The organism is Saccharibacillus qingshengii, assembly GCF_013185195.1.
Taxonomy (GTDB): Bacteria; Bacillota; Bacilli; order Paenibacillales; family Paenibacillaceae; genus Saccharibacillus; species Saccharibacillus qingshengii.
In genome coordinates, this window is sequence record NZ_JAAZWC010000011.1 from 106,660 (window position 1) to 120,623 (window position 13,964).

Annotated in this window: 12 protein-coding genes; 6 read left to right on the forward strand and 6 right to left on the reverse strand. The window is 58.4% G+C overall.

The window, feature by feature from the left end:
• Positions 1–6: 6 nt before the first annotated feature.
• A complete protein-coding gene (locus HRQ60_RS11690) occupies positions 7–2,409 on the forward strand; it encodes a GH36-type glycosyl hydrolase domain-containing protein (protein WP_172195997.1) in 2,403 nt (800 codons plus the stop codon).
• 111 nt (positions 2,410–2,520) lie between these two features.
• On the opposite strand, the gene HRQ60_RS11695 is transcribed toward HRQ60_RS11690, so the two are convergent.
• Complete coding sequence (locus HRQ60_RS11695) at positions 2,521–2,742, reverse strand: hypothetical protein (RefSeq protein ID WP_172195998.1); 222 nt, start codon at positions 2,740–2,742, stop codon at positions 2,521–2,523.
• A gap of 21 nt (positions 2,743–2,763) precedes the next feature.
• Complete coding sequence (locus HRQ60_RS11700; protein ID WP_172195999.1) at positions 2,764–3,654, reverse strand: low temperature requirement protein A; 891 nt, start codon at positions 3,652–3,654, stop codon at positions 2,764–2,766.
• 181 nt (positions 3,655–3,835) lie between these two features.
• On the opposite strand from HRQ60_RS11700, the gene HRQ60_RS11705 reads away from it, so the two are divergent.
• Both HRQ60_RS11705 and HRQ60_RS11710 read left to right on the forward strand, forming a co-directional pair.
• Positions 3,836–5,611 carry a sensor histidine kinase gene (locus HRQ60_RS11705; protein ID WP_172196000.1) on the forward strand — a complete coding sequence of 592 codons (1,776 nt, stop codon included), beginning with the start codon at positions 3,836–3,838 and terminating at the stop codon, positions 5,609–5,611.
• The gene (locus HRQ60_RS11710) at positions 5,608–6,762 is read left to right on the forward strand and encodes a response regulator (RefSeq protein ID WP_172196001.1); all 1,155 of its coding nucleotides are present in this window, start codon (positions 5,608–5,610) and stop codon (positions 6,760–6,762) included. Before HRQ60_RS11705 ends, HRQ60_RS11710 begins: the two co-directional genes overlap by 4 nt.
• A 393-nt stretch (positions 6,763–7,155) precedes the next feature.
• Here HRQ60_RS11710 and HRQ60_RS11715 read toward each other — a convergent pair whose 3' ends face one another.
• Positions 7,156–7,998 (reverse strand): TrmB family transcriptional regulator, encoded by an 843-nt coding sequence (locus tag HRQ60_RS11715; protein ID WP_172196002.1) that lies wholly within the window; start codon positions 7,996–7,998, stop codon positions 7,156–7,158.
• Positions 7,999–8,177: 179 nt separating this feature from the next.
• On the opposite strand from HRQ60_RS11715, the gene HRQ60_RS11720 reads away from it, so the two are divergent.
• Entirely contained in the window at positions 8,178–9,149 is a 972-nt protein-coding gene (locus tag HRQ60_RS11720; protein WP_172196003.1) for a DMT family transporter, read from the forward strand.
• A gap of 107 nt (positions 9,150–9,256) precedes the next feature.
• Here the strand turns inward: HRQ60_RS11720 and HRQ60_RS11725 are convergent, their stop codons facing one another.
• Positions 9,257–9,811, reverse strand: a complete 555-nt coding sequence (locus HRQ60_RS11725) for a helix-turn-helix domain-containing protein (protein ID WP_172196004.1) — start codon at positions 9,809–9,811, stop codon at positions 9,257–9,259.
• A gap of 134 nt (positions 9,812–9,945) precedes the next feature.
• Between HRQ60_RS11725 and HRQ60_RS11730 the strand changes: the two genes are divergently transcribed.
• Positions 9,946–10,527, forward strand: a complete 582-nt coding sequence (locus HRQ60_RS11730; protein WP_172196005.1) for a LysE family transporter — start codon at positions 9,946–9,948, stop codon at positions 10,525–10,527.
• Between the two features lie 110 nt (positions 10,528–10,637).
• Positions 10,638–11,405, forward strand: a complete 768-nt coding sequence (locus HRQ60_RS11735) for a class I SAM-dependent methyltransferase (RefSeq protein WP_172196006.1) — start codon at positions 10,638–10,640, stop codon at positions 11,403–11,405.
• A 179-nt stretch (positions 11,406–11,584) separates the two neighbouring features.
• Here the strand turns inward: HRQ60_RS11735 and HRQ60_RS11740 are convergent, their stop codons facing one another.
• Positions 11,585–12,079: an anthrone oxygenase family protein gene (locus HRQ60_RS11740; RefSeq protein WP_172196007.1), complete on the reverse strand. Its 495-nt coding sequence runs from the start codon at positions 12,077–12,079 to the stop codon at positions 11,585–11,587.
• A gap of 189 nt (positions 12,080–12,268) precedes the next feature.
• Positions 12,269–13,660, reverse strand: coding sequence for a sigma-54 interaction domain-containing protein (locus HRQ60_RS11745; RefSeq protein WP_172196008.1), 1,392 nt, complete (start codon positions 13,658–13,660; stop codon positions 12,269–12,271).
• Between the last annotated feature and the right edge of the window lie 304 nt (positions 13,661–13,964).

The window sequence follows — 13,964 nt, forward strand, 5'->3', positions numbered from 1 at the left end:
AAAGCTGTGATCAGACCGACCGAAGACCAGCAGTATTACGAACTGACAAGCCCAACCGAGCTGCCCAAGGCATCGGGTTTTCTTTGGAACAACCAGATGATGATCCATATGAACTGCCGCGGTTACGCCGTCGCCCAATTTATGCAGCCGGAACCGGCCAAGTATTCGTATGCGCCCAATCTGGAAGCCAAAACGTTCATGCAGCCGGAACAACCGTACTACGCGCATCACCCCGGCCGTTTTCTTTTTGTCAAAGATGAAGAGAGCGGTTACATCTTCTCCGCACCTTATGAGCCGGCCCGCCAGGTTCCCGACAAGTACGTCTTCGCCGCGGGCAAACACGACATCCGCTGGACGATCGAACACTGGGATCTGCGCATCGAGATGACGCTGACGCTTCCGAGGGAAGGAGCGGCGGAGCTGTGGACGATCAGAGTGAAGAATACGGGTCCGCGTACGCGCAAGATCAGTATTTATCCGTATTTCAGCGTCGGCTACATGTCGTGGATGAACCAGTCCGGCGTCTACGACGAGAAGCTTGGAGCCATCGTCTGTTCGTCGATTACGCCGTATCAGAAAGTACAGGATTATCCGTCTATCAAGAATCTGAAGGACAAGACGTATCTGCTGGCGGAAAAGAAACCGGATGCGTGGGAAGTCAGCCAGGAAGCGTTCGAAGGTGAAGGCGGCATCATGCGCCCTTCGGCACTCGAGAACACCCTGCTCTCCTGCGGCGACGCCCGTTACGAGATGCCGACGGCGGCGCTGCAGTACCGGATTCAGCCCGAAGCGGGCGAGGAGCTGGAATACCGGTTCGTGTTCGGGCCGGCCAAAGGCGAAGAAGAGATCGCGGATATTCGGGAGCGGTACTTCGGCACGGGCAAAGAGTCCGGCGCGGCTTCGACCGAAGACGGTTTCGATGCGGCGGCCCGCGCTTATGCGGCGTATATCGCCGAAGGGCGCGGCTGTGTGACGATCGATACGCCGGACCCGAACCTCAACAATTTCGTCAACGAATGGCTGCCGCGCCAGGTCTATTACCACGGCGTAACCAATCGGCTGTCGACCGATCCGCAGACGCGCAATTACCTGCAGGATCACATGGGCATGAGTTATATCAATCCGTCCAGTACGAGAACGGCGTTCCTCACCGCGCTGTCCCAGCAGCGCCCCGACGGTTCCATGCCGGACGGCATCGTGCTGTACGAAGGGGCGGAGCTGAAATATATCAATCAGGTGCCGCATACCGACCACTGCGTCTGGCTGCCGGTCTGCCTGAGCACGTATCTCGACGAGACGAACGATTATGCGCTGCTGGATGAAGAAGTGATCTATGCCGGCGGGGCAAAAACAGGCACCGTGTTCGAGCATATCGATCTGGCGGTCCAATGGCTGATCGGGGACCGCGACGAACGCGGTCTGAACTATATCAATCAGGGCGACTGGTGCGATCCGATGAATATGGTCGGCTACAAAGGGCGCGGGGTGTCCGGTTGGCTGACGATCGCCACGGCGTACGCCTGCCGGATCTGGGCGGACATGTGCGAGCAGTACGGCCGAACGGAAGAAGCGGCGAACTACCGGGAGCAGGCCGAAGAGATCAACGGGGCGGTCAACCGCCATCTGTGGGACGGCGGCTGGTATGCCCGCGGCATTACCGACGACGGCGCGGCGTTCGGGATCAGCGCGGACGAAGAAGGGCGCATCTTCATCAATCCGCAGGGCTGGTCGCTGCTGAGCGGCGCGGCGGACGCGGAGAAGAAGGAGAAGCTGATCCGAGCGGTCGAAGAGCAGCTGGAGAGTCCTTACGGCGTAGAGAAATTGGCGCCTTCGTATACGGCGATGCGCGAAGACGTCGGCCGGGTGACGCAGAAGCATCCGGGTTCGGCGGAGAACGGAGCGGTCTACAATCACGCGGCGGCCTTCTATATCTACGCGCTGTATACGGTCGGAGAGAAAGAGAACGCCTACCGGCTGCTGCGCAAAATGCTGCCGGGCACCGATCCGGCCGACATCAAGCAGCGCGGGCAGCTGCCGGTATTCATCCCGAACTATTACCGGGGAGCCTACCGGCAGTTCCCGCGTACGGCGGGACGGTCGAGCCATCTGTTCAACACGGGTACGGTCCCTTGGGTATACCGATGCGTGATCGACGGACTGCTGGGGGTGCAGGGAACGCCGGAAGGTCTGCGTATCGCTCCGCAGCTGCCGGCGGACTGGAACGAAGCTTCGGCCGTCCGGACTTTCCGCGGCGCGGAATTCCGAATCGCGATCAAGCGCGAAGCGGGCGTCAGCGAAACCGAAGTGTATGCGGGAAGCGGCGGCGTGCGGCTTGAAGGCGGGATCGTACGCGGTGCGCAGGCCGGCGAAACCTACGAAGTGACAGTCAGACTTCCGCTCGAAGGCTAAGAAGCTCGATCCGGGGACTGGGAACGGCCTATGAAAAAAAGACTGCAAGCCTCCATCGTGTACGGAAACGATGAGCGGCTGCAGTCTTTTTTTGTACGGATAAAAAAGGGATCAAGCGGCCGTTCGCTTGCCGCGCGTACGCACGATCCCTTCGGCCAGCGCATAAGCGGCGAAGCAGACGAATACGGCCGCGTACACAGCGGACGCCGAAGGCAGCAGCGGAAGAATCACGGCCGCAGCCAGAATGAATCCGGCCATGCGGAGCAGCGACTGCCGGATATGCGCCGGGCGCTGGCCGGGCAGGAATACGATCGCCGCCGACACGGCATACAAAGCGAATCCGGCCAGCGACAGCTAGGCGAAATTGCGGACCGTCAGCTCGTGGTGGAATCCGTAATGGACCACATTGGCCACGATGCCAAGCGACATGAACGTCAGCAGATGTCCGTAGATGACGGATTGGCCCGAGCTTTTGCGGTCTTCGCCGGCGATATGCTCCGACGATTCGAAGTAATGCCACCAGATTGAGACGGCGATCCCAAAGCCGAGCAGCGCGGAAACGACGATCTCGCCGCCGACATGCCCTTCGCGCAGTCCGTTCACAATAACGAGAATCAGCTCGCCGAGCAGAATGATGGTGGCCAATCCGTAACGCTCCATCAAGTGCGGATGGTGCACGGGCATATGGACCAGCACCCGCTTGCGGCCAAGCAGCGGCAGCAGAATATCGGTAAAAATGCCGAGGTAAAGCACGATAAATTTGACATCTCCCGGGACGAACACGGAGCTGAAGCTGATCAGGGCGCCGCCGAGGAAGCAGAGCCCGAGATACCGGGAGATGCGGCGCGGTTCGCCGTCTTTTTGCAGCCAACTGCGCACATACATCGCTACGGTCGACAGACGAATCCCGACGTACCCGAGCATGAAGGCCAGGTAATAGGAACCGAAGTCCAGATTGATACTGGCCGCCATGACGATGACAAACGCCATTTGGACAAAATAAGCGATCCGCTGCACGGTGTCGTCTTTGCCGAAGCGGTTCACATAGACGGTGAAGCCGGTCCAGGCCCACCAGAGCGGAATGAAGATCAGTATGTATTTCAGCAGGGTATCCGGCGCGATCGCGCCGTGATGGGAATGGGCGAGTACATGCGCGGTGACCGAGATGGCCGCCACGTAGATCAGATCGTAGAAGAGTTCAAGCCAGGTGACCTTTTTGTGGGCGATAGACGAAATAGAAGTCACTCATCCTTTCCTTCAAATTTGGAATAGTCGGTTGAAGTCAGTATACCAGCGAGTTCGGTCGGAGCGGAAGAACAAAAGGATGCGATTTAACGGGAAATGTCGTGTAGTTTCGCCCGGCTTGCCGTATGATAGAGGCCACAACGAAACTTCGAATTTTAAATCCATCGCGGGAGCTGCCCTCATGAATTACGACTTCTATCTGGCCCTACTGCTTCTTGCGGCTACCTGCGGCTCGCTGGCGATGGTCGTATTGTCCTGGCAGCGCAAAGAGTTTCCGATCGCGGTGAGCTACGGATTCAGCATGCTCGCCAGTTCCTTTTATACGTTTGGCTACGCGTTCGAACTGCTGGCCGACCATCTGGACGATATCCGTTTCTGGCTGCGCTTCGAATATGTCGGCATCGCGTTCGGCCCTTCGCTGTGGATGATGATGGTCATGCAGTACACGGGATACGCCGATCGTTTGCGTCCCCGGATTGTGCTGCTGCTGTTGATCGTACCGGCGATTACTTTTGTCGGCCACTACACCAACCAATGGACGGGCTGGTTCTATACGTCGTTTTCTTTGGTGCAGGATCACGGAGTGATGCTGGCCGTAACGGAAAAAGGCCCGCTGTACCGGCTGCATGTCGCTTACAACTACGCGCTTGCCATAGCCGGTCTGGTTCTGCTCGTGCAGATGCGGATCCGGACGAAGCGGGGCGCCCGCAAGCCGGTTACGCTGATGATCATCGGTTCGCTGTTCGCGTATACGCTTACGTTTTTGTATGTGATCGGCCTGTCCCCTTTTCTGATCGACCTTTCTCCGTTTGGACTTGTGGTTTCGGGCGTCTTCTATCTGTGGGGAATCTATCAGTTCAACATGCTCCGACTGGCTCCGCTGGCGCTGCGCCGGGTCTTCGCTTCCATGCAGGACGCGGTGCTTCTGTTCGGCCCGGACGACCGCCTAATCGGGTTCAATCCCACGGCGAAGCGGGTGTTTCCGAATCTCGGAGGAAGGCAGATCGGTCTCAAGCCGGAAGAAGTGCTGAGCGGGATGCCCGGGTTGTCGGCCGGTCTGCAGACGGGGTCGGCCGAGTTCAAACGAAGAATAGCGGCCGGGGCCGACGATCATTACGATGCCCGCTTCTCTACGCTGCGGGATCGGCTCCAGCGGCCGGTCGGCGGAATGCTGCTGCTGACGGATGTCGGCGAAGCGGTCCGCTCCGAACGGCAAATTCTCGAGGATTCGGCGAAACTGGGTCAGCTGAACGCATTCAAAGACAAGATGTTCCAGGTCGTGGCCCACGACCTGCGCGATCCGCTGGCGGTGCTGGTGAACCTGGCGGAGCTGCTGGACGAAGAAAGCGCGGAACGGGGCGGAAGCCGCGAAGTTGCGGACGAGATGGGACGGCAGATCCGCAACACGTTCGCGTTGGTCGAGAGCTTGCTGGACTGGCTGCGCAGCCAGGGGGGAGGAATGGCTTTTCATCCGGCGAAGCGGGATCTCAACCGTACGGTGGACCGGCATTTCGAGCTTCTGCTGCACCGAAGCGGAGGCAAACGGCTGACGATGCGTTCGTTCATCCGTCCGGGAACCTTCGTGTATGCCGACAAAGAGATGCTGGATCTTGTGCTGCGCAACCTGCTGTCCAATGCGATCAAATTCACGGAAGCGGGCGGAGCGATCGAAGTGGATGCGCAGCTGGAGTCCGGGCGCTGCATCGTATCGGTCCGGGATACCGGTTCCGGAATCTCGCCTGCACAGGCGGCCAAGCTGCTGCAGGAAACGTATCCCGTGTCCGAGACGGGGACCGAAGGGGAGCGCGGCATCGGACTGGGGCTCGCGCTGTGCCGGTCGTTCCTGCGCCTGAACGGCGGGGATATCTGGTTCGAGAGCCGGCTGGAACAGGGCAGTACGTTTTATTTTGCGCTTCCGGTACTGTCCGCGGGCGACGATAAAGGAGGAGCCGCATGAAAATGATTCTGATCGACGATGAGCCGGCCATGCATCTGATCGTCAAACGGATGCTGTCGGCGCTTCCGGACGTGGAGATTGCCGCCGCTTTTACCGATACGGAATCGGCATACGCGTATTTGCAGCTGCACGAAGCGGATCTGATTCTGCTCGATATCAGTATGCCCAGAGAGAGCGGGCTTGAATTCGCCGCGCGCCTGCGCGCCGAAGACCGGCAGATCCGGCTCGTTTTTCTTACTTCGCACAAAGAATACGCATTGGAAGCTTTCGATGTCTATGCTTTTGATTATCTGGTCAAACCCGTTATCCGCGAGAAGCTTCATCGGACCGTGCAGAGAGCCGTATCCGAACGGATCTCGAACGAGCCTGCGTCGGCGGAAGCGGTTGAAGCTTTTGCCGCGGCGGGTTTGACCATTCGCGTCTTCGGCGGAATAGAGATTCGCGGAACGGGAGAGGTGCGTGCCAAGTGGAGGTCCCGCAAAAGCGCCGAACTGTTCGCTTATCTGCTGCTGCGGCGCGGGCGCCTTTGTTCCCGGGACCGCCTGATCGGCGACCTGTTCGGAAGTATGCCGCAGAAAAATGCCGAGACCTACCTGAATACGACCGCTTATCAGCTGCGCAAACTGCTTGAAGGATTCGGGCGCAAAGAAATGCTGGTGTCCGACAATCAGCATTATGCGCTGGAGATCGGAGAGGAAGACCAAGTCGACCTTGAAGGATTCGAAGCCGGCTGCCGGGAGATGCTGGCAGCGGACGAAATCGTCGACCTCCAGCGGGCGCTGGATCTGGAAGAATGCTACGCGGGCCGGCTGTTCGGCGAGCGGGATTTTGCCTGGGCGGGGAGCGAAGCGGAACGTCTGGATCAGCTGTATGCCGCTTTTGGGCGCCGATTGTGCGAGGAACTGCTGCGCCGGGGCGAGGCCGCGACCGCTTACGAAGCGGCCGGCCGGCTGGTTGCGCGCAGCGATCTGGACGAAGAGCCGCGGCTGCTCCGGATGCGGGCTCTGGCGATGCAGAGTAACCGGACCGGACTGGTACGCCAATACGAAGATTACGCCAAAACGCTGCGCAGGGAACTTGGGGTAGAACCGTCCCGAAGTCTGTATGCGCAGTATCGCAGTCTGCTCGAAGGTCTGGACCGGATGGGATAACCCCGCGCGAAATCCCGATTCTCGTAAAAAAAAGCTTCTCCGGCCCCTGTCTAAGCGAAAAATTACGTTTGAAGGTCGAATTTTGTCATAATTTTGTCATTGGGGCCCGTTATACTTATCAGGTAGCCAGGTGATCTCACTCACGCGAATCAACAATAAGGACTGAACGGGTCGGGTCGGCATTGGGCGAAGTTCTTCGATTCCCGGTTTGCAGCTCCGAATCCGCACAGCTCCGCCCGGCACCGCTCCGCAGTACCTCCCCGCAACCCCGCCTTATCCGGCAAACTCCCCGCAGTACCGAACCTCCCCGTACGCAAGACCGCCCGTCATCCTCCAGATGACGGGCGGTCTTTTTTGGCCGGACAAGGATCCAAGGCAGCGGCCCCGACTGTCTTACCTGCCAAGTCCCAGCCGGGCCGCCATGCTGTAACCGGTCGGGCCGGCATTATAACGTCTGCGCAGCTCGATCAGATTGGGTCCAAACGTCGCTTCGAGCGTCTCGCGATGCGCCTGCATCAGCTCGTAAATGTACAGGTCGTGCACGATCACTTCGGTGATCGGCATCACAAGCCCCGGATGCTGCGTCCACGCCGCGCGGCTGTCCGTTCCCAGCGAGACGATGCCCGCGACGACTTCGCGGTCGTCGGCGCTGACGACGATCCAGCGTCCTCCGTATTCCCGGGTAATCTCGTCGCTCGAGTCATGCGGATAGACCTGCGCAAAGTCGAAATCCAGTTCGCCGTACACCACGAGCAGGACCTCAAGTCCCCGCTCCGACGCGGCGCGCAGTTCGGGTTCCAGCAGCCTTGCCTCCTCCGGCCAGATCTCCAGCAGCACCCGCGTGCCGGCGCGCCTAATCGTCTCGGCCGCCCGTTCGAGAATGGCGTCGGTTCCCGTAATGTTCCAGATGTTCTCCCGGTTGGAGGAGACGAACGAGTAATGTTCCAACGCCGTCTCCGCCGCTTCGAGCGATGCTTCGGCACGTTTTTTCTTCAACCGGACCAGTTCCTGCGGCGGCAGCGGCGTATAGAGCGAAGGTTCTTCGTGGCTGATCAGCACTTCTCCGCGTTCGACCAATCCGCCGAGCACTTCGTAGATCTTGGAACGGGGAACGCCCGAGCCGAGCGAGACGGCGTAACCGGACAGCGGCGATTTATCGAGCAGCGCCAGGTAGGCTTTGGCTTCGTATTCGGTAAAGTTCAGATCCTGCAGCAGTTTGATAATCTCGGGTTTCATGCTTGAGCCTCCCAGCAGTCTTGTGGCGGTGCAATCCGCATTGCCGCGCCGTTCTTCTCCCCATTATCCCACACTGTGCTTGACACCGTACAGCACCGATGCTATATCTTTGTATTAGTGACTACAATAGTAGCGACTAATTATAAGGGGATCAAAAATGCCCAACACGGAGGTGCAGCATGGAGACCGCAGGAGAAAATAGGTTCGATTCGGCGTCCGGCCAAATCGGTGAGCAAGCCGGCAGCGCAGGCAGCGAAAGAGAACTTCACCGCGCCCATACGCTTTACTTGATCGCCGCGTTAATCGCTATAATTTTCTGGAGTACGTCATTCGTCGGAACGAAGATCGCCTACGCTTCGTTTCCGCCGCTGACACTTGGAGCCGCAAGGTTCGCGATCGCTTCGGTTATTCTGGGCGCCATCCTGCTGCTGCGGCGCGAATTTACGCGGCCGGCTCCGAAAGACCTCGGAATGATGGCCCTCAGCGGCCTGCTCGGGACCACGGTATACTTTGCGCTGGAAAATATCGGGGTTCAGCTGACGACGGCATCAAGCGCGGCGCTGATCGTCGCTTCGTACCCGGCCGTGACGGCGCTGCTGGAGTTCTTTTTTTATCGGACAAGGATCTCGTGGATGCGGGGAACCGGGATCGCGATGGCGGTCTTCGGGGTGTACCGGATTTCCGGAGGAAGCGCGGGGGAAGGCGGTACGCATGAGCTGACCGGCAATCTGCTGTTGATCGCGGCAGGGTTCGTGTTTGCGATTTATAACTTTGCCACGCGAAAAGTCGTCGGCCGCTATTCCATGGTCACCGTGTCGTTCTACCAGACGATTGCGGGCACGATTGCTTTTATTCCGCTGGCTCTGACCGAGACGCGGCAGTGGCAGGTTCCGACCGCCGAATCGATGGGAATGCTGCTGTATCTGGGCGTGTTCTGCTCGGTTGCGGCGTTCATGCTGTACAATTTCGGGCTGCGCGGACTTACGGCCGGCACGGCGATGGCGCTCATGAATCTCGTTCCGATCATCGGAGTGGCGCTGTCGATCGGACTGCTCGGCGAGAGCCTGCGCACGGACCATTGGATCGGCGGGGCGATTGTGATTGCGGGCGTGATCCTGAGCGTGAGAGAACGTCCGCAAAAGAAAGGCTGAAGAAGTAGTGGGCAATCGGTGCCGGAGAAAAAGAAAAAGGAGAACGGGCGCCGTGGGGCGTTCGTTCTCCTTTTTTTGACGCTGCGGTCCGCAAAGTCCGCCTCGGTTCAGTCCCGGTAACGGATCGTCATGCTCAGACGCGTCGTTTCCGTACCTGCGCTGCGATAGCAATGCGGCCGGTCCGCTTTGAACCGGATCGCGTCCCCGCTCTCCAACCGGTAGGTATCGCCGCCGACTTCCACTTCGAGCGTGCCCGCAAACAGCGTAATCCATTCTTCCGTGCCTTCGCGGTGCGGCTCCGATCCAAGCATTCCGCCGGGCTCGATCTCGACCGTATACACTTCGAATCCAGGCTCCGCATCGTACGGAAACATCGGATACAGCCGGTATTTAAGCTCCAGTTCTTCCATTATCTGCGTATCCTGCCGGCGTACGAGCACGGCTTCCGCCGGCGGTTCGACGATCAGCGAGGTAAAAGAAACTTTCAAACCGTTGGCGATCTTCCACACCGTCGTAAGCGAAGGACTGGATTCACCGCGTTCGATCTGGCCGAGCATCGTCTTGCTGATACCGGTCAGATCGGCGAGTTTGTCCAGGCTCAGTTTGCGCTCGGCGCGCAGGCGTTTGAGATTTTGACTAAGGATCAGGTTGATCGGTTCCATGACAGCAATCCTCCCCAATATCGTACGTTAAAAAGTCTATGTTGATCTTTATAACGTACAAGTCTATAATACAAACCTAACGTGCGTTAAAACGTACGTTTTGGTTCATTATAACATACGGAGGGTCGATATCTATGCCGCTTTTTCCTTTGCTGTCTTATGCGTTTGCCGCCAGTTTTACGCCGGGACCGAACAACCTCATGGCGCTCGACGGAGCAAGAAGGGTGGGCTTTCAAAGCATGCGGCCGTTCGTAGTCGGCGTTGCGGCCGGCTGCTTCGGGGTGATCCTGCTGTCCGGTCTGCTCAATCTGATGCTGTACCGCTGGCTTCCGGGTATTCGGATAGGGATGGGCGTCCTCGGAACCGCTTATATGCTGTGGCTGGCTTTCAAGATCCTGGCGAGTACTGGCGCAGCCGGGCAGGAGGAAGTTCGGCGGGTCTACTCGCTGCGTGCCGGATTTCTGCTCCAGTTCGTCAATCCCAAACTGCTAATGTACGGGATCACGGCCGTCTCGACGTTCGTCATGCCTTATAACCCTTCTTGGCCGGACCTGCTCGGAGTCTCGTTATTGTTGGGAGCCGTCGCACTCGCTTCCTCTGGATCGTGGGCTTTGTTCGGGGCGCTGTTTCAGCCTTGGTTAATCCAGCATGAACGCAGCTTCAATATCGTCATGGCTCTGCTGCTGGCGTACAGCGCGGCGGCGGTCTGGCTTTGATCCCGGCCGTCGCGGCTAATATTGCGTAAGACGGAAAAAGCGGCGTATAATATTCATGAAATGGAACTCGGTTTCATCTGATGAAACATAAGAAACGGGAGGGATTTCATATGGACAGCAAACAGCGTTTTTCCGAGCGGGTCGAAGCTTATGTCAAATATCGGCCGGATTATCCGCAGGCGGCGATCGACTATCTGTACGACGAGGTCGGACTGGCTGCGGCGGGCAGGATCGCGGACATCGGGGCGGGCACGGGCATCTTCTCGAAGCTGCTGCTCGATCGGGGCAGCGAGGTGATCGCGGCGGAACCCAACGACGATATGCGCGCTGCGGCGGAAAAAGAACTGGGCGCCCGTCCCGGCTTTTGCTCCGTCGGCCGTCCGGCCGAAGATACCGGGCTGCCGGAAAGCAGCGTGGGAGCGATTATCTGCGCGCAGGCGTTCCACTGGTTCGATCAGGAAGCGGCGCGAACGGAATTCAAACGGATTCTTCAGCCCGGCGGCCCGGTCGCGCTGATCTGGAACAATCGGCTGACGGACGGCTCGCCGTTTCTCGAAGCGTACGAACGTCTCTTGCAGACTTACGGAACCGATTATCGCCAGGTGAACCATCGCAACACGTCGAACGTGGAGACCGAACAACTGGACCGCTTTTTCGGAAAAGGAAACCTGACACTGGCGAAATTCCCCAACCGTCAAGTGTTCGACTTCGACGGTCTGAGCGGCCGGTTGAATTCTTCGTCATACGCGCCCGCGCCGGGACATCCCGACTATAAGCCGATGAAGGCTGAGCTGCGCCGGATTTTCGACGAGACGCAGCAGGACGGGCACGTCTTTTTCGAATACGAAACGGAAGTGTATTGGGGCAGATTGTCATAAGAATTCCCTATAATCTTCGCCATACAAAAAGCGGCCTCGGATTTCTGGGGCCGCTTTTTTATGGATACATAACGGAAACGGCTTATCGGGGCGGTTTTGCGAATGCAAACTATTTTATCGAGAAGTTCAGGCGAACATTCCAAGCGTTAAAGTAAATCGAGCGGTGAAGGAAAGTAGGCTTATGCTGCCGCCGCAAGCACGAAGCAGGCTAGCGAAGCGATGCAGCAGAGCGTTCGAACATGGTTCCATTTCGTCCAGGCCGAGGCGTAGCGCAGCCAGAAAGCCTGGCCTTCGGGGCTGCCTGCATGGAGAGCCGCCAGCCGATTGTTCAAAGGTACATTGCATACCGCGGTGATGCCAAACCCTCCTATCAGATACAGCAAACTGCCGGACAACAACCACGTCGTGCCAGGCTGCTGTTCCCGCATCAGAGAGGTTGCAAGGCCAACTGCGCATAACAGGGCGGTACCCACAAACAGCAGCATAAAGAGCGGATTCAGGATCACAGCGTTGATCGCCTGCATCGCCGCCATACCGCGTTCATTCTCCAGCGTGGACAGAGCTCTCATGATAGCGTTCGAAAAAACGAAGAATAGGCCGGCCATCAACCCGGAGCCTACTGCGGCGGCCAGTGCCAGCAGATCGATCCATCCGCCGTTCAACCAGATATCCATGATCCTGTTTCCTCCGTATTGTATATTTTCCCAATATTTATATATCCCAATATAAAGGCCGGTTTCGCGTAAGGCAAGGCAGAGAGAAGACTGCATTCGAAAAATAAAGACTTTCGGCCAAACCCGAATATCCCGGCACGCTCCAAAGCGGCCGGGATATAGAAAAAGCCGAGATGACCCAACAACCGTTCACTTCCGCCCCAGCACTTCTTCCATTTTCTTGAGCTTCCGGTAGATAACCGAGCGGTCCACGCCGAGATGCTTGGCGGCTTCGGCCGCGCTGCCTCCGTATTCGTCCAGCGTCTGCCGGATGAAGCGGCCTTCCGCAAGGGCGGTGAAGTCTTTGAGCGAACCGGCGCGTTCCCGGTTGCGCCCGATAAAGTGGTCGAGCGCAAAAACGTCCGCCATGCCGTCTTCGTCGGATAGGGCACCGGAAGGCGCGCTGCCGGTAATGACCAGCCGCTCGATATAGTTGCGCAGCTCCCGCGCATTGCCGTGCCAAGGCTGATCGAGAATCCGCTGGAATTCGTCCGCGCCGAGCATGTACCGCTTGCCGTAAGCGGCATTGAAATGGGCGATGAAGCTTGAGGTCAGCCCGACCAGATCCGGCTTGCGGCTCCGCAGCGGCGGAATATGGATCGGAATGACGTTGATCCGGTAGTAGAGATCTTCGCGGAACTGGCCCTGCTGGACCATGCTCCACAGATCCCGGTTTGTCGCGCAGACGACGCGGCAGTGGACCGGAATCGGCACGGTGCCCCCGATTCGCCGCAGTTCGCTGCTCTCCAGCACATGGAGCAGCTTGGCCTGCATATCAAGCGGCATTTCGGCAATCTCGTCGAGAAACAGCACGCCGCCCGCGGCCAGCTCGACCAGGCCTTTTTTGCCGTCTGCGGCTTCCGCTTCTCGGCTCTCCCGTCCGAACAGTTCGTATTCGAACGAGTCGGCCGGGATCGCGGCGCAGTTGACCGGAATAAACGGCCCGTTCCACCGCCCGCTTTTGCGGTGGATATACTTGGCGATGATTTCTTTGCCTGTGCCGGATTCGCCCAGAATCAGCACTTTGCTGTCGTAGGAGGCGATCTGGTTGCAGACTTGAATGATCTGTTTCATGGCGAGGCTCTCGGCGATGATGCCGGAAGCGGTATCCGTGTCGGGGCGCGGCTGGCGTCGAAGTCGGGAAGACGGGGAAGGAGGCAGCGACGAGACCGCTTTCGCTTCGGGTTCGCCCGGATAGCTGTTGGAGCTGGTGACGACAAGCTGGACTTCGCCTTCCTGATTGAGGATCGGCGTCGCCGTAGACAGCACGTTGAAGCCCTGTACGGTGCGGATAACCATCGAAACTTTCTTCTTCGCGGCGATGGCTTTGAGCGTGACGGAGTCGCTGTAATAACCGGCGTTGACGAGGTCGCGCACATTGTATTTGAGCAGCTCTTCCAGCGGGATGCCAATCGTGAGCGCGGTGAATTCGTTGGAAATCAGGATATTGCCCCGGGCGTCGGTCACGAACAGGGTGCCAGGCGACTGGCCGTCGATCAGACCGGCATATTCGCCCGCAGGGCCGCTTTCGCTGTGATTCATAATCGATCACCTCTCGGAGTGGAATGGATGGGATGCGGCGGATGCCGTCTGCTGACTCATACGTATCACAAAGCAAGCCGTCAGGTAAAGGGCATTCGTACGTTTCTTCCGCTTCCGGGCAGCAAAAAGCCGGGAGGCTCTGGAAGAAGCCGTCCCGGCGGGCCGTGCCCAGTACCTTGACCAAGTTAAAAGTAAGGTTACGCCCCCCTGAACCGCACCTAAAACGTGTGCGGTTCAGGCGAACGTAACCCTCTGATTAGGGTTGGTCAAGGTACTAGTACCTTGACCGATAAAGAGGTTGTTA